The sequence below is a fragment of the Psychromonas algicola genome (assembly GCF_004378355.1).
Lineage (GTDB): Bacteria > Pseudomonadota > Gammaproteobacteria > Enterobacterales > Psychromonadaceae > Psychromonas.
This window is the reverse complement of the sequence record NZ_SNUB01000008.1, coordinates 1-16,215: the sequence shown is the minus strand read 5'-3', so window position 1 is coordinate 16,215 and position 16,215 is coordinate 1. Positions and strand designations below refer to the sequence as shown.

15 protein-coding genes are annotated in these 16,215 nt (G+C 34.2%); 6 read left to right on the top strand and 9 right to left on the bottom strand.

Annotated features, from left to right (window positions below; translation table 11 throughout):
• Positions 1–193: 193 nt before the first annotated feature.
• The 3 genes from E2R67_RS05725 (at position 194) to E2R67_RS05715 (ending at position 4,181) form a co-directional block, all read left to right on the top strand.
• Positions 194–1,219: a LacI family DNA-binding transcriptional regulator gene (locus tag E2R67_RS05725; RefSeq protein ID WP_134290071.1), complete on the top strand. Its 1,026-nt coding sequence runs from the start codon at positions 194–196 to the stop codon at positions 1,217–1,219.
• 178 nt (positions 1,220–1,397) lie between these two features.
• Positions 1,398–3,380, top strand: coding sequence for a methyl-accepting chemotaxis protein (locus tag E2R67_RS05720; RefSeq protein ID WP_134289970.1), 1,983 nt, complete (start codon positions 1,398–1,400; stop codon positions 3,378–3,380).
• A gap of 156 nt (positions 3,381–3,536) precedes the next feature.
• Entirely contained in the window at positions 3,537–4,181 is a 645-nt protein-coding gene (locus E2R67_RS05715; RefSeq protein ID WP_134289969.1) for a hypothetical protein, read from the top strand.
• A gap of 61 nt (positions 4,182–4,242) precedes the next feature.
• Here E2R67_RS05715 and E2R67_RS05710 read toward each other — a convergent pair whose 3' ends face one another.
• Both E2R67_RS05710 and uvrB read right to left on the bottom strand, forming a co-directional pair.
• Complete coding sequence (locus tag E2R67_RS05710; protein ID WP_134289968.1) at positions 4,243–4,689, bottom strand: DUF411 domain-containing protein; 447 nt, start codon at positions 4,687–4,689, stop codon at positions 4,243–4,245.
• Between the two features lie 487 nt (positions 4,690–5,176).
• A complete protein-coding gene (gene uvrB / locus E2R67_RS05705) occupies positions 5,177–7,204 on the bottom strand; it encodes an excinuclease ABC subunit UvrB (protein ID WP_134289967.1) in 2,028 nt (675 codons plus the stop codon).
• Between the two features lie 837 nt (positions 7,205–8,041).
• Between uvrB and E2R67_RS05700 the strand changes: the two genes are divergently transcribed.
• A complete protein-coding gene (locus tag E2R67_RS05700; protein ID WP_134289966.1) occupies positions 8,042–8,626 on the top strand; it encodes a YajG family lipoprotein in 585 nt (194 codons plus the stop codon).
• Between the two features lie 24 nt (positions 8,627–8,650).
• On the top strand, positions 8,651–9,235 hold the full coding sequence (locus tag E2R67_RS05695; RefSeq protein ID WP_134289965.1) for a peptidylprolyl isomerase: 585 nt from the start codon (positions 8,651–8,653) through the stop codon (positions 9,233–9,235).
• Between the two features lie 69 nt (positions 9,236–9,304).
• On the opposite strand, the gene E2R67_RS05690 is transcribed toward E2R67_RS05695, so the two are convergent.
• The 5 genes from E2R67_RS05690 to E2R67_RS05670 form a co-directional block, all read right to left on the bottom strand.
• Entirely contained in the window at positions 9,305–9,520 is a 216-nt protein-coding gene (locus E2R67_RS05690; protein ID WP_134289964.1) for a TIGR02450 family Trp-rich protein, read from the bottom strand.
• 106 nt (positions 9,521–9,626) lie between these two features.
• Positions 9,627–10,301 carry an ABC transporter permease gene (locus E2R67_RS05685; protein WP_134289963.1) on the bottom strand — a complete coding sequence of 225 codons (675 nt, stop codon included), beginning with the start codon at positions 10,299–10,301 and terminating at the stop codon, positions 9,627–9,629.
• Positions 10,302–10,303: 2 nt separating this feature from the next.
• Positions 10,304–11,044 (bottom strand): ABC transporter permease, encoded by a 741-nt coding sequence (locus E2R67_RS05680; protein WP_134289962.1) that lies wholly within the window; start codon positions 11,042–11,044, stop codon positions 10,304–10,306.
• 154 nt (positions 11,045–11,198) lie between these two features.
• Positions 11,199–11,972, bottom strand: coding sequence for an L-arginine-binding protein AotJ (gene aotJ / locus E2R67_RS05675; protein ID WP_134289961.1), 774 nt, complete (start codon positions 11,970–11,972; stop codon positions 11,199–11,201).
• A gap of 57 nt (positions 11,973–12,029) precedes the next feature.
• Positions 12,030–12,797: an ABC transporter ATP-binding protein gene (locus E2R67_RS05670; protein ID WP_208379472.1), complete on the bottom strand. Its 768-nt coding sequence runs from the start codon at positions 12,795–12,797 to the stop codon at positions 12,030–12,032.
• A gap of 297 nt (positions 12,798–13,094) precedes the next feature.
• Between E2R67_RS05670 and E2R67_RS05665 the strand changes: the two genes are divergently transcribed.
• Positions 13,095–13,676 (top strand): acetate uptake transporter, encoded by a 582-nt coding sequence (locus E2R67_RS05665; RefSeq protein WP_134289959.1) that lies wholly within the window; start codon positions 13,095–13,097, stop codon positions 13,674–13,676.
• A gap of 71 nt (positions 13,677–13,747) precedes the next feature.
• Here the strand turns inward: E2R67_RS05665 and E2R67_RS05660 are convergent, their stop codons facing one another.
• Positions 13,748–14,314 (bottom strand): hypothetical protein, encoded by a 567-nt coding sequence (locus E2R67_RS05660; protein WP_134289958.1) that lies wholly within the window; start codon positions 14,312–14,314, stop codon positions 13,748–13,750.
• 193 nt (positions 14,315–14,507) lie between these two features.
• Positions 14,508–15,734 carry a potassium/proton antiporter gene (locus tag E2R67_RS05655; RefSeq protein ID WP_134289957.1) on the bottom strand — a complete coding sequence of 409 codons (1,227 nt, stop codon included), beginning with the start codon at positions 15,732–15,734 and terminating at the stop codon, positions 14,508–14,510.
• Positions 15,735–16,215 lie beyond the last annotated feature (481 nt).

Here is a 16,215-nt window from a genome sequence, read left to right as displayed (position 1 = left end):
CGAAACACGTCTAACGACATAGCGTTTTTTTAATCGATTTTAGATCCTTGTAGTTAGCGGCAAAGGTTGAGTTTTCGAGAGATTAACACATCAAACAAAACGGTTTACTAAATCGATTTAGTTGACAAATTACACCCACTGACTAGAATGTCAAGATTCCGCATTGCCTGAGTTAACAAAAATAAAAATAACCATGAAAAAAATAAAAATAATTGATGTAGCAGAGCATGCCGGCGTTTCCAAAAGTACCATCTCTCAATTTTTGAGTGGTCGTTTTAATTACATGTCAGAAAAAACAAAAGCGAAAATAGAAGCCGCAATCTTAGAACTTGATTATGTGCCCAACCCTATCGCTCGAAGTTTAAAAACAGATAAAACAAAAACCATTGGCGTCATTGTGCGAGACATTACAGGCTACGATACAAGCCGCGTACTAAGAGGCATTGATGATTTTTGTAAGACCAGTGAATATAATGTATTGATATACAACACAGATTTTGATGCAGAAACAGAAGCGCGCGCCCTTTTAAGTTTAAAAAGCATGCGAGTCGATGGAATTATTATTGCCTCTTCTGGTAACAATTTAGAGACCATTTCAAAACACGTTGAAGCTAAATTCCCTTTAGTTCAATTCCAATTAGAATACGATCAATGCCAAACTAATATTGTATTATCAGACTATCGAGAAGCCGCTTTCCAAGCCACAGAATATTTAATCAAACTAGGCCATACAAAAATTTGCTTCTTAACGCAGGAGTTTGAAGGAATTAGATCTCGTGATGAACGTTATCAAGGTTACTTGGCCGCATTAAATCAATACGGTATTCAGCAATTACCCGAGCTTGTTCAATATTGGGATAGAGCAAATGGTTTTCATACGCCTTTAGCTGAAACCTTAATAAGCCCCGCCGCACCGAGCGTTATTTTTTCACAACATTTAGCGATCACTATTGATGTGATTAAAACGTTAAAGCAACTTAACTTGAACATTCCTGAAGATATTTCATTGTTGGGATTTGATGACATTCCGATGGTTGAGCATTTTAAAGTGCCTATTACAGTCATTAAACAAAACCCTTATAACGTCGGCATTGAATCCGCTAAGTTATTACTCAATAATATTAATAATGAAAATTTACCAATCACTAAAATAACCATTCCTTGTGAATTAGTAGAAAGAGAGTCATGTCAGCGCTTTATTCAAAAATTAGGTCAATAAAACTTTAAATACTCCCACTAATAGCAATCAACATAAAAATACTCACCAAAAAAATACCTACAAATAAGTATTCTTTAGTATACTCCCTTTTAATACAATACAAGTCTGTATAGCTAAGGTCGATTTAAAAGTACTGTTTAGATATAACTTTTACTGCCTAAAAGGAATATAAAAAATTATGTTTTCATTTAAAAAACGAAATAATAAAATTAAATATAAAGAAAGCAATGCAGTTTTATTATTGAAAGAAAACCAATTAGAAACATTATCTAAAAATCTTTCAGTTGATGATTCATTTCCTCTTATTATTGCGTATTTTCCGCCTAATTTATCTAACCCAGAAAAAATATCAGCAAAGGTACAATCGCTCCTTTCAACTTACTCAGAAAATATTGTTACCGTGATGACAGCAGGATGTCTAAGTGATAGAAAAGAACAGAAAGGCATTTATCACACCACAGATGATCCAAGTATTGTATTTCATTTTTTTAGTGATCAAATTATTGATAAAATTTCAGTTCATACATTAGATATTCCAACTCATACTGATCATCAAAGTATTTCAAGCCATACTAGAACAATCGCAGAAGGGATTAAAACTTTAACTCCTCCCTTTCAAATTGAACACAGTAATACCTTTGCGCTAACATGGTTTGCAGGTTTGGCAGCAATGGAAAATCAATTTTTAGAAGCATTATATTCAACAAATAATCAGTTAACTTGTGATTTTATTGGTGGCTCTAGTGGCGGCAAAATGGACTTTAAAAGTGCCGCAATTGGTTACAACGGAAAAATGAGTGAAAAACAAGTTGTTATTGCTTTTGTAAAATTAAAAGCAGAATACCGCCATGCAATATTCAAATCTCATAACTTTGACTTAACCGACCTTTCATTTTCTGTTGCAGATTCTAACAGTGCAACTCGAACCTTAAATAGCGTAATTAATGAACAAGGAGAAATAGAAACTATTGTTGAATTTTTATGCCGACGATTAAAAACATCTCCAGAAGATCTTGAAAAACGATTAGTTGAAAATGCGTTTGCAGTACAGATAAATGGTGATTTGGTTATCCGTTCTGTAGCAGGTATAGATTTAACATCAAACTCTATTAGCTTCTTTTCTGATATGAGTTTCGGTGAAAAAATACACTTAGTTAAAGTGAAAAATATAGCAGATCATACCAATAAAGAATTCAATAAATTAATTAATGGTATTGATGGAAAAATAGAAACCATGGTTATTACTGACTGTATTCTTAGACGAGTTCAAAATCCATCTGAACAACTAAATATGATTGATTATTCTGGCGTTAACAATATTGCTGGATACAGTAGTTTTGGTGAAACATTAGGTCAACACCAAAACAATACCGTTGTAATCTTACTCATTTATAAAACAGAAACTAATGCACCAACACATCATTCAGTCAGTTCGTTCCCATTAAGAATGGCTAATTACAAAGCTTATTATTTAGAAACACAACTTCAACAAGAACGCTTCTTTAATAGCATTCAAGCAGATTTAATTGATTCATTAGAAAAGTATCAGCCTATTGTTCAATCCTCTATGAATAGTTTAATTTCATTAGCAGATAAAGCTCAAAAAAGTCATGAACAACAAGAGCGCATCGCAAAAGCATTGGAAGAATTAATCATTGAAACTCAAAACCAACAAGGTAGACGTGATGAATTAGTTTCTAAAGTATGCACTTTAAATACATCAGCTGCCGAGATCGTTAATGTAATGACTTCTATTAATGGCATAGCAGAGCAAACAAATCTGCTTGCTTTAAATGCCGCGATTGAAGCCGCTAGAGCAGGTGAGCATGGACGAGGTTTCGCAGTCGTTGCAGACGAAGTTCGTAAACTTTCAACAAGCACTCAAGCGAATGTCAATCAAACTTCCGGTGTAGTTAAAGAAGTGGAGGAAGCCGTTTCAGGCATTTCACAAAGCATCGATTTCTTTCATGAGCAAACGAATATTCAACAAAACACCACAGCGAATATGTCAGATATAATGACAGAATTAATTGCCTCATCAGAAAGCTCAATGGTTGAAGCAACTAACGGAGTAACATTAGTAGAAACGAAAAGCGTAGAAATGGAAAACATTGAGAATAATAGTAAAAAACTCAATATTTTAAGGGCGTTAAAAAACTAAGAATTAATTTTCTAATTCGAAAATCAAAAGCTAACAAAAAGGGGTTATAACCATAAGCCCTTTAACATCTTGCATTAATTATATTTTTACAGATTGATAAAAATAACTGTTAAAATCCACGCTTTCAAATAATATAAAAACTTAAAGGCATTAAAAATGGATGTTTTAATTTCCAATCATATTGATCACTCGGCGCTCAGGTCTCATCCGTGGACAAAGATGCAAACCGATGATGAAAGCGTTTATATGGACTTTAAACAACATCCAAATTTGATTCGTACTGCTTTGGAAGATCTCATTCCCTATAAAAAATGGGATTTTGTAGAGCAGTTTTATACATTAATTGAATGGATAAATAGCCAAGATTGTTTATTAGAAAGTAACGACTGTACTTTTAATGCGATAGAAGATAACTCAGATAAACAATACGCTTATGCTAAGAAATGCAGCGCACGTTTAATGATTTTGTTTCGAGACATTCCTGAAAACTGCCAAGAAAAAAGTATCACTTGGTTACTTGAAAAATTACAAAGCTTAATCGCAGCGAGCAAGCCTAAATTTAAAGCAGGTGCGATCGGTTTATCACTTTCTCCAACATGTTACCTAGCTTTAGGTGATACACCAGACACTGGTGGCATGGGCCATCAATTAACATTAAACTTCTTTGCTTATGGCAAAAATGAACGTCGTTGTTATGAGAATATGAAAGAAATATTAATCGTTGCAGAGCAGAGCCTTAAGCGCATCAATAAGAGCATTCAATTAGGCGAATTAGACAAACTTTATACCCTATCTAATTAGTTAAAGGCAGCCACAAACAAAATTGTGAAGTAGCGCTTAAATAAACACTACTTTAATTCTATTATTGGTTATATTGGCTGAAAACTCGCGTTTTCCCATTCCTATCAAATGCGATAACTTGATAAGGATCGACATTGCCAACCACATCCATGCCAGGAGATGAAGCAGGCATACCAGGAACAGTAAGCCCTTCTATTTCAGGTTTATCTCGTAACATACGTTGAATATCAGCAACAGGAACATGCCCTTCAATAATATACTTCCCGATTTTAGCCGTATGACAAGAAGCTAATTCAGCTTTAATGCCGTGGGTTTTACGTAACTCATTATTGTCAGCTTGCTCAATAATAGTGACATTAACCCCGGCTTCTTTTACATGCTCAGCCCAAGCTGAACAGCAACCACAGTAAGGGGATTTATAAAGTGTCAAATCAGCAGCCAATGTAGATGTACTCAAAAATGATAAAGTTAATGCGGTTATTTTAAATCTGTTTATTAATCTATTCATAGATCACTCCAATATTTTAAATTTTTATACTTCTAAAGATAATATTAAATATAAGAAATAAACGTAATTGGAGGACGATAATGGTCGGCTTTTATTCCAAGCAAGATTTGAGCGCTATATTCTAAATAGATTGGTTCAAATCTAGCGAATGTTAATGATAAAGAGGTGCTTGATGTATCGAAATAAAAACTTACATTACTCAAGGGACAGAGATCTTTACGCATCTCACAATCGATTTGCATAGACTCTATACACGTTATCGAACTAGCAATAGTAGTATGAGATTCATGATGAAGATTATTACGTTCGATACTTTGTTGTGTACCGCTTATCAAAGAAAAAGCAGAGTTTGAGAAAAGTAAAAGTATCAATGCAAAAGACATTATTTTTTTCATAAAAGTAAATGTAAACTATACCCATAGGGGAAGGTCAAGCACATAGCATGCTTTTCATTAACCCCAACGAATATAAACTAAAAACTGTAAACCTATCCCATTGTCACTAATTGCTCATGTAATTTACTGACTTGATCACGTATTTGAGCGGCCTTCTCAAACTCTAACTCTTTGGCACAAGCAAACATTTCTTTTTCTAATTTTGCGATTTCTTTTAAGATATCTTTTTCGCTGCGTAATGTTTTAGTGGTTTGATATTGCCCATTATCTTCAGCGACTTTATTAAGTGGAACAATATTGCTTTTTGGCTGAGGTTTTTGCCCTAATTGCATCACATCGGTAACTTCTTTTGATAAGCCTTTTGGCTCGATACCATTAGCTTTATTAAAGTCATCTTGCAATATTCGTCTATCTTCAGTGGTTTTAATAGCTTTACGCATTGAATCTGTAATTCTATCCGCATATAAAATCGCTCTACCTTCTAAATTACGTGCCGCACGCCCCATTGTTTGAATCAATGAACGTTCAGATCTTAAAAAACCTTCTTTATCGGCATCTAGAATCGCAACTAAAGACACTTCAGGAATATCCAATCCTTCACGCAATAAGTTAATGCCAATCAATACATCAAATACACCTAAACGAAGATCTCGAATAATTTCAACACGTTCAACGGTATCAACATCAGAATGTAAGTAACGCACTTTAATGCCATGATCGTTTAAATATTCAGTTAAATCCTCTGCCATACGCTTAGTCAAAGTGGTAACGAGTACGCGCTCACTCTTAGGCACTCGAATGTTTATTTCTGATAAAAGATCATCAACCTGTGTCGCAACGGGACGCACTTCGATAATAGGATCCAATAATCCAGTTGGCCTGATCACCTGTCTTACGACGTCACCTTGAGATTTTTCGATTTCATAATCACTTGGAGTGGCCGAGACATAAATAGTTTGCGGTGCTAATTTTTCAAACTCTTCAAACTTTAATGGTCGATTATCTAACGCTGAAGGTAATCGGAATCCGTAATTAACCAAGTTCTCTTTTCGTGAACGATCGCCTTTATACATTGCCCCAATCTGAGGTACTGTAACGTGACTTTCATCTATAATTAATAAACCATTTTTAGGCAGATAATCAAATAAAGTTGGCGGTGCTTCGCCAACACCACGACTTGATAAATAGCGAGAGTAGTTTTCAATACCAGAGCAATACCCTAACTCATTCATCATTTCTATGTCGTATAAAGTACGTTGAGAAATACGTTGCTCTTCAACCAATTTATTTTCTGCTAAAAATTCTTTTTTACGATCTTGCAATTCTTCTTTAATATTATCGATAGCCGTTAAAATTCTTTCTCTTGGCGTAACATAATGCGTTTTAGGAAAGATGGTCGTACGGGATAATGTTTCTAATTGCTGACCGGTGAGTGGGTCAAAAATACTAATACTTTCTACTTCATCATCGAATAATTCAATACGAATAGCTTGTTTCTCAGAATCTGCAGGGAAAACATCAACGACTTCACCACGAACACGAAAAGTACCACGGCTTAATTCTGTTTCGTTGCGTGTATATTGAATATCAACTAAACGTTGTAAAATATCTCTGCTTGAAATAACTTCTCCCACGCTGATATGCAACATCATCTTAAGGTAAGATTCAGGGTCACCTAAACCATAGATAGCAGATACAGAGGCGACTAGGACAACATCATCGCGTTCTAATAGCGCTTTAGTCGCAGAAAGACGCATTTGTTCAATATGCGCATTAACAGCGGCATCTTTTTCTATAAAAGAGTCTGAACTGGGTACATAAGCTTCCGGTTGATAATAATCGTAGTAAGAAACAAAGTACTCCACAGCGTTATTTGGAAAAAATGCTTTCATTTCCCCATATAACTGAGCCGCTAAGGTTTTGTTAGGAGCGAGTATCAATGTCGGTCGATTTAATTTAGCGATAGTATTTGCCAAGGTAAATGTTTTACCAGATCCAGTTACACCTAATAAGGTTTGAAAAGCCAAACCAGATTCCAACCCATCCACTAATTCTGCAATGGCTTGTGGCTGATCGCCAGCAGGGGAAAAAGGACACACTAACTCGAAAGTTTTACTCATAATTTCTCAACATTTATTTGGATGAATAAATAGTACTTTGGTATTCATATTTAAATGGTTTATTAGATAAGTTAATAAACGACTAAGGATGCATATAAATCAGCCAATCTTATAAAGAGTATATCTTGCTCAAAGTGATATTTGTATCTATAAAAATAAGCTTTCTAAAAACCATAACCACATTTAAAATATGGTCTTAACTCTTCATCGTATTTTTATAGAGATAGTTAAGAAAGATCCGAACAAAAAACAATCGATCCAAACTCGGTAAATTTAGCTGTTGTCAATGAAAAAAAAGAATTTTTTTTAAAATTAATTCACAGAAAACTATTGACACAAGAAAAAACAAAAAGACAGTTGAAAAGCAAACCAAAAACTTAAAAAAAACCACTTGACGATTATAACTAGTTGAAAAACAATAGAATTTTATTATGCTCAAAAAAACTTCTATTTAGTCAAACCTAAGGTATATCAAGGCTTACAGCACGATCTTCATTAACTTCCCACAGAGTTATCCACAGAAAAAGTGGATAACCGCCGCTAGCCTAGAGACCATCAGTGTTACAGAAAGATTAAGGTAATATGACGAGGATCCTAGTGATAAAAAAAATAGTAATTATGATCATATTTTATACAAAAAAGACTATTTATAAAGTAATAATTTTTTAAATATAAGCCTTTTTTAATAAAATAAAAAACGCCAACATTTATTTAACAATCCCAAAAAATAATGGTGATAAATAAAATGATAACTCTAGACATATTCTCTTTAATTTAATATGGCTTTATTAAGAGGTTTGCTATGATGTATTTTTATTTATTATCAAGGAATTCATCATGATTAAAAGTTACCTTAAAAAAACGCTTCTCATCTCCTCTTTATTAACATTAATAAGTTGTGCTTCAGTTCCTACTGATATTAATATTATTCCTGATCTTGATTTAAAAGCTGGTACTTACACCTTTACTAATGAAAACCCATGGCAAGTAGATAGCCAAGATTTACGCATCGAGCGTCACTTAGTGCAAATAGTTGACGGCGATAAGGTTGCTCAATTAATTAATGAGCATCAGTCAGTGCGTTTATTAATTGAAAAAAATCTATCAGAAGCTTGGGCAAATAATAAATTAAAAATAGTCGATCAAAGCGATTACAAAATTGATATTAAGTTAATCAAAGCATTAGCAACAGTAACAGAAGCTGCGGTTAGTTACGAAGTGAAATCAGAATTAATACTGAAAATACAGGTTACTCATCAAGGCAATATTTATGTGAAATTATTCAAATCAAATAATCAGTGGGAAGGTCCATTCACAGCAAGTATTTCACGTATTACAAAAGAATTAAGTGTGCAACTATCAGAATTACTCAATCAAATAGTTCAAGATGAAGAGCTAAACGATAAACTACAACAATTTTAACTTATTGATATCAAAGGAACAGTTATGAAATTCATTACCGCACTAATATTTTTATTAGTAAGTAATATAGCGTTAGCAATTGAAAAACCCATATTAATTAACCCAATTATCGAGATCGATACGAATCAAGGGAAAATAACTGTTCAACTTTTTACAAGTCGAGCACCCAATACGGTGGCTAACTTTCTAAATTATATCGACAATGATGAATACTCGAAAAGCATGTTCCATCGGGTTATTAACGACTTTATGATCCAAGGTGGTGGTTTTTACGAGTCAGGGCAGCAGCTAAAGACTTTTATCGCCATTGGTAATGAATCACGTAATGGCTTAAGTAATATCCGCGGTACTATCGCTATGGCCCGTACAAGCCATCCACATTCTGCAACACGTCAATTTTATATTAACCACAGAGACAACACTTTTTTAGATGCTAAAAATACGAAATACGGTTATGCCGTTTTTGGTAAAGTAACGTTAGGAATGGATGTTGTTGATAAAATAGCAGCTGTAGAAACAGACGATCAGGATAAACCTGTTGTACCAGTTATTATAAATAGTATTACTGTACTTAAAGCTGCACCTGTACAAGAAATCCCAGTTATATAACTATAAATTAAATAACCGTATGATGCTTCAGTATGAGCTATACGGTTATTGATTATAAGTGAATATTACTTACTTCCAACCTTGCAACCATTGCTTCACATCTTTTAAATCTTGCCAAAGTATTTCATTCTCTCGGTTTGATAATATTGCTTCTAAAATACAAAGAGTGACCTCACCTTCTTCATCAAACTCAACTTTAGTGACCAGAAAATGCTTTTCTTTATTAATCGGTTTAACCGCAGTCCATTTACTTTTAAGTAGCTTTTTCGGGTTAATTTGATTCAAAATAACATCTCCTAGGCATTAAAATTCGTAATAATAGACAGGTAAAGTGACTTGAAGAAACAAAACACTGCTCTATCGTGAGCAGTATTATTGGTTCTAAATTGATCTAGATATGATGCTGACGCTTTTCCCATAATTTAAATAAATAGATAACCGAAAAGGTTAAACACATATATAAAATACCCGCAGCTAGGTAAGCTTCAAAAGGTGCATAGTATCGCGCATTCACAACTCGAGCAGCACCAGTTATATCAACAATGGTCACAACACCAGCAATTGCACTACCATGGATCATGAAAATTATTTCATTACTATAAGCAGGTAAAGCACGGCGTAATGAACCAGGTAAGATAATACGTCTTAATGTTTGCAAGCGAGTCATACCATAAGCTTTAGCGGCTTCTAATTCACCTTTTGGCATATTTTTAATTGCACCGCGGACAATTTCAGCAGTATAAGCACCGGTATTCAAAGTGAAAGCTAACAAGGCGCAGAACCAAGCTTCTTGAAAGTAATACCATAGCCAACTTTCTTTAATTGCATCAAATTGTGCAACACCGTAATAAATTAAGAATAACTGTACTAATAGCGGAGATCCGCGAAAGAAGTACATATAAGCCCAAATAGGTCCTTTAATAAGCCAATTGTTATTGGTTCGTAGAATACCTGCTGGAATAGCAATAATTAAACCTAATAATAATGATGCAGCAACTAACCAAGTCGTTGTCCATAAACCTTCTAGGTAAAACTGGTATTCATTAATAATGATCGAAAAATCCATATCTACCTCGTTCGAATACTGTATTTATGCTCTGCCCACTTTAAGAATGCAGTAGAAACAGAGGTATAAAATAGAAAGACTAAAGCAACAACTAAATAGAATGTGAATGGTTTTTGAGTTGAGCCTGAAGCATCACCTGCAATTTTCACCATATCCTGTAATCCAATAATCGACACCAATGCCGTTGTTTTTAATAACACTAGCCAGTTATTACCTAAACCAGGTAATGCATGGCGCATCATTTGTGGAAACATAATACGGAAAAATCGTTTATATTTATTCATACCATAAGCTGTAGCTGCCTCTAACTGCCCTTTACTGACAGAAAGAATTGCACCTCGGAAAGTTTCAGCCATATAAGCGCCAAAAATAAATCCTATTGTAATAATGCCAGCAAGATAAGGACTGATATCGATATAATCAGGTAAATAAGAAGTCCATTCATGATTTGGGTAATAACCAGTTAAGACTTCGTTAATCCATTCATTAAAGCCATAACTCATATTGTTAATGAGCACTTGCCCACCAAAAAAAATTATCAGCATTAATATCAAATCAGGTATTCCACGTATCACTGTTGTATAGATAGTGGCGATGCTGGTTAATATTTTTGAATGAGATAGCTTAGCTAAAGCGGCCAATAACCCTAAAGCAACAGCAAGTATTAAAGATAGCAAAGCCACTTGAAGTGTTAGCCATGCCCCCTTTAAAAAAATGTCTTGGTAACCATATAAATCAAACATATAAACTTCTTTTCATAGAATTTACTCTCTATCTCGATACCAATTACAATAAATCGATAGAGCGCAAATAATAAAAAAGGATGACGCAACTGATAAAATACTATCAGTCAAAATCATCCTTCTGGTTTAACGTTATTACAAACTAACGTCTAATTTATTCTTCACCGTAAATGTCAAAAGTGAAGTATTTATCTTGAATCTTTTTGTAAGTACCATTTGCACGAATCGCAGCAATTGCTTTATTTAACTGTTCAGTTAAATCTTTATCGCGTTTACGAGTAGCAATACCTGCACCATGACCAAACCATTTAGGGTCTGTTAATTTAGGACCAACAAAGTCAAATTTATCGCCACCTGCTTTAGCTAATAAACCAGAAGAGATAGAAGCTGAGTCAGCAATGATGTAATGAACACGACCTGCTTTTAAATCTAGGTAAGCTTCATCAAATGTACCGTAACGTTTGATTTCTGCAGATGGGAAGTTATCAGAAACGTATTTATCCATTGACGTCGCACGTTGTACGCCAATTTTTTTACCTTTCATAAATGCATTTGTCGCTTCAAATGCAGCGCCTTTTTTAGCTGCAAAACGAGCTGGGATATGTTGATATTTGTTAGTAAAATCAACTTTTTTAAGACGATCTTCAGTAATATCCATTGTCGCGATAATACCATCGAATTTACGCGCTAATAAAGCAGGGATCATGCCATCCCAATCTTGCTTAATTAATGTACATTTTGCATTTAGTTCTTCACATAATGCATTAGCAATATCAATATCAAATCCCGTTACTGTTCCATCAGCTTCTGTTTGGCTAAATGGAGGGTAAGCTCCTTCAATACCAAAACGGATTTCTTTCCAATCTTTAGCTTGTGCAGTACCAAATGCAAATGTAAACGTTGCAAGCAATAGCGTTAGTTTTTTCATTTTTCTTCCTTAGTTATTTTATTATTGTTGTTGTTTTTTATTGTATGAATTAACAGACTAATAAACGGTTGATATAAACTTCTTAAAACGTTCTGATGTTGGGTTTTCAAAAATAAGTTCAGGTTTACCTTCTTCTTCAACTAAACCTTCATGTAAAAATATAACTTTACTAGATACGTCTCTTGCAAAGGCCATTTCGTGAGTTACTACTAACATAGTACGCCCTTCTTCGGCCAAATCACGCATTACACTCAACACATCGCCAACCAATTCAGGGTCAAGTGCCGATGTAGGTTCATCAAATAGCATTACTTCAGGCTCGACAGCCAATGCTCGAGCAATCGCGACACGTTGTTTCTGACCTCCAGATAGTTGACCTGGATAATAATCTTTACGATTAAATAAGCCAACGCGTTCTAATAATGCTTCTGCTTTAACAATCGCTTCTTTTCTCGGAACGCCTAATACATGAATAGGTGCTTCGATTACATTCTCGATCACAGATAAATGCGACCACAAATTAAACCCTTGAAACACCATGGCTAAACGGCTACGAATTCGCTCAACTTGTTTAATCGACACAGGCATCGGCCCATGTTTCTTATCGTCTTTCATTTTAATTAATTCACCATTAATTAAAATGTGACCTGATGTTGGCGTTTCAAGTAAATTAACGCAACGTAATAATGTACTTTTACCTGAACCGGATGCACCCAAAATAGAAATAACATCACCTTGATGCGCTTCTAAGTCAATGCCTTTTAGTACTTCATTATCAGCGAAAGATTTATGTAGATTTCTAATCGATATAGTAGGTATTGTCATTATTATTATTCATTTTAATTAATCGTAATTAATTTTCATTGTACCTAGTTTATTAAGAAAAATTAATAGAATTAATAGCGATAGTTTGCTGTTATTGCGCTTTAAAGGTCAAATTAGGCTAATTCCAAGCAATTATTTATAAAAACAGACCTTCAAATGCACTCAAGGTTTATTGATCCAAATTAATTACAATAGAGATCTCAAGCTTATTCTAATAAATTTCTTTACAAAATTTTCTTCCATGATATTGTGCGCGCGATCTCAATTTCTTACACATTTTATAAAAGGTATACAAAAGTGTCACAATCAATTAATTATGCTAATCCAGCTCCTCTTGGCCTAATGGGCTTTGGCATGACAACAGTTTTACTTAACATCCATAATGCTGGTTTTTTCGAAATCAGCGCAATGATTCTTGCAATGGGTTTATGTTACGGTGGTATTGCACAAGTATTTGCAGGTCTTTTGGAATTTAAAAAAGGTAACACTTTTGGTTTAACAGCATTTACTTCATACGGCTTTTTTTGGATTAGCTTAGTAGTATTACTATTGCTACCGCAATTAGGTCTTGAAGGTGGTCCAACTCAAGCAACTCCGCATGCATTTATGGCTTGGTATTTAGTGATGTGGGGTATTTTCACTGGCTTTATGTTTATTGGTACGTTACGTGGTAACAAGGTATTACAATTTATCTTTGGTAGCTTAACTGTATTATTTGCTTTATTAGCAATTCGTGATTTCACTGGTAATGAGTTAATTGGTCAAATAGCGGGTTATGAAGGTATCATTTGTGGTTTAAGTGCGATTTACTTAGCAATGGCTGAAGTGATCAACGAACAATACGGTCGTACTGTTTTACCAATCGGTGAACCAAAATAGTATTAACTAATTTGAATTAGTGCTAAAAAAACCGAGTTAAACTCGGTTTTTTTATATCTAATCCATCTTGATTAAATATTATTACGTTTTTTAAACTCTTCAATCAAAGCAACTGGTTTTACTTTCTTATTATCACTACGTAACACATATACAACCGTTTCCCCTTTAGGACCACTTCCAATATCTGTATAACGTAATGAAGCTTCACCAACCTCACGTACTGCTTTCATATCATCAATGCTATCAAAAACATAAATACGATTTTCTAAACGAGCCTCGCCATAAAAATCAGCTGCAGCAGGTAAAGTGCCGTGATAAAGGTTATATCCTGCAATTTGGCTAAAGTGCTTTTTCTTATCTTTGCTTGTCATGCCAAAAACAACGGTTTGACCGTGTGGCCCACTGCCGATAAACGTTTGACGGAAAGAAGTTTCACCGACAGACAAAAACTCATTATACGTTGCCTTATCATCAAAGACATAAAGACGCCCTTCCGCATGAACCTCATATAAGTCATCATTGTTTATATTTTCAATAACTTCACTTACATTAGATTGAGCAGTTTTAGTATCATTATTAGTACAAGCAGTTAAAGCAAGCGCTAAACTAGCAGCTAGGATTGTTGTTGTCGTTTTCATTAATATCTCCAAATAAAGTTGAATGAATAATTTCAACTACATACTACAAAGCGAATATGTAACAAATATGACAACGGCTATAAAATATAAAACGGTAAAGAATAAGGTGATTTAGAGTAGTAAAAGTCAATAACGATAAACTAAATCGTTATTGACAAATTATCAAGAGAGAGGGAAAGCAGCTTGGTAAGCTTTAATCTGTTTCTTTTTCTGATTTATTCGATGACGACTCGTCTTCTACTAAATTCAATTTTTTTGCTAATGGTTCAATCGCTCCACCTTGTAATAAAACAGAAAACAGGACAACAAAAAAGACCATGTTAATAATGTCTAAAGAGCCTTCAACGCCTGCCGTTGCCGGAATAAGTGCAAAGACAATAGGTGTAGCACCTTTTAGGCCGATAGAAGAAATAAACAAACGTTTTTTCCAAGAAGCTTTTATAAAAGGCAAGTAACATATCTGTACAGCGAGAGGCCTAGCAACAAAAATAAGCAACAACGCAGGAATAACTGAGATCCAAAAAACACTAATTAAATTTTGAGGGAAGATCTGTAAGCCAATCAAAATAAACATTAACGATTGCGCTAACCAAGAGAAACCATTAAAGAAGTGTTTATTCACATCGCGTCCGCGCATTAGTTGATTACCAATGATCACACCTGCAATATAAACGGCGATTAATACATTGCCACCAATTAATTCAGATGCATACACACAAATTGTAAAACAGGCCAAAATAAACACAGGAATTAACCCGTATTCTTTAAGCTTGATATGATTAAGCGCAATCACACATAATTTACCTAGGAAAAAACCAAGTAAACTACCTAATAAAACCTGCTGTGCTAATAATACACTGATACTTGAAACGGTAGGTGCAACGCCACTTCCGCTTAATATGAGATCCGTTAATAAAACAACCATTAATAATGCCACGGGATCATTTGTTGCAGATTCAAATTGTAAAACCGTATCTGTGTTTTCTTTTAATTTTAGCTTTTTTGATTCTAAAATAGAAAAAACAGCGGCGGCATCTGTTGAAGAAACGACGGCAGCAAAAAGTAAACAAGTTAAGAAATCGAAATGTAATAAGTAATATAAAATAATAGCAAACACAAAAGTGGTGAAGAGAATACCAAAACTCGACAGCATGCCGCCTTCTTTCCAAGCTAGCTTGATGCTTTCATTGGATGTATTTAAGCCACCAACAAAGACAATCACGTTTAATGCCATGCCGCCAATAAATGAAGTCAGTTGTAAATTGTCATAAACAAAGTCGAATTCACCGTTGCCAAAAACAAATCCTACGGACATGAAAATAAGCAAGGATGGAATACCAACCGTTTTAGATGGATGATGCAATAAGATACCAATAGCAACTAAGCTAGCAATACCTATCATGATCATTTCAAAAGACATATTTACTCCATTTAAACTAAAAGAAATGACACTTATTAAACAAATTCAGACAGGAAAATTAGCATTAATAAGAGAAGGTTAAAGACTTACTTTAAGGCTTGAACGTTAATAATAAACAACTAAAGCTGAAGCGCAAAGATAAAAATAACATATAGATAAAAACATTTTTATTTATGCTAAGCGCATTAAATAGATATTATAAATTTTGCGTAAAAAGATAATTCAATACGCACTTTCAATTAGTACTTTTTACGCATTAAGATCTGTTTAGTATTCTATGATTAATTAATAGGCATAAAAAAAGAGCAGCAAGCCCTTTTTTTAATCGATTAAACAGTGAATAAAGACGAGACTAAGCGCCTAATGCCGATCAGTTAAGAAAAATTAGTTGATTTTTACCCGAATGGGATCAGAATCCGATGTTCACTCAACATCGGATTTTTTTATGCCTTTAGATTACGATTTCCACTCACTCGAAGCC

What these genes read in the sequence shown, in the direction of transcription:
- E2R67_RS05725 (WP_134290071.1), top strand. Translation starts at nt 194, where the DNA reads ATGAAAAAAATAAAAATAATTGATGTAGCAGAGCATGCCGGCGTTTCC.
- E2R67_RS05720 (WP_134289970.1), top strand. Translation starts at nt 1,398, where the DNA reads ATGTTTTCATTTAAAAAACGAAATAATAAAATTAAATATAAAGAAAGC.
- E2R67_RS05715 (WP_134289969.1), top strand. Translation starts at nt 3,537, where the DNA reads ATGGATGTTTTAATTTCCAATCATATTGATCACTCGGCGCTCAGGTCT.
- E2R67_RS05710 (WP_134289968.1), bottom strand. Translation starts at nt 4,689, where the DNA reads ATGAATAGATTAATAAACAGATTTAAAATAACCGCATTAACTTTATCA.
- uvrB (WP_134289967.1), bottom strand. Translation starts at nt 7,204, where the DNA reads ATGAGTAAAACTTTCGAGTTAGTGTGTCCTTTTTCCCCTGCTGGCGAT.
- E2R67_RS05700 (WP_134289966.1), top strand. Translation starts at nt 8,042, where the DNA reads ATGATTAAAAGTTACCTTAAAAAAACGCTTCTCATCTCCTCTTTATTA.
- E2R67_RS05695 (WP_134289965.1), top strand. Translation starts at nt 8,651, where the DNA reads ATGAAATTCATTACCGCACTAATATTTTTATTAGTAAGTAATATAGCG.
- E2R67_RS05685 (WP_134289963.1), bottom strand. Translation starts at nt 10,301, where the DNA reads ATGGATTTTTCGATCATTATTAATGAATACCAGTTTTACCTAGAAGGT.
- E2R67_RS05680 (WP_134289962.1), bottom strand. Translation starts at nt 11,044, where the DNA reads ATGTTTGATTTATATGGTTACCAAGACATTTTTTTAAAGGGGGCATGG.
- aotJ (WP_134289961.1), bottom strand. Translation starts at nt 11,972, where the DNA reads ATGAAAAAACTAACGCTATTGCTTGCAACGTTTACATTTGCATTTGGT.
- E2R67_RS05670 (WP_208379472.1), bottom strand. Translation starts at nt 12,797, where the DNA reads ATGACAATACCTACTATATCGATTAGAAATCTACATAAATCTTTCGCT.
- E2R67_RS05660 (WP_134289958.1), bottom strand. Translation starts at nt 14,314, where the DNA reads ATGAAAACGACAACAACAATCCTAGCTGCTAGTTTAGCGCTTGCTTTA.
- E2R67_RS05655 (WP_134289957.1), bottom strand. Translation starts at nt 15,734, where the DNA reads ATGTCTTTTGAAATGATCATGATAGGTATTGCTAGCTTAGTTGCTATT.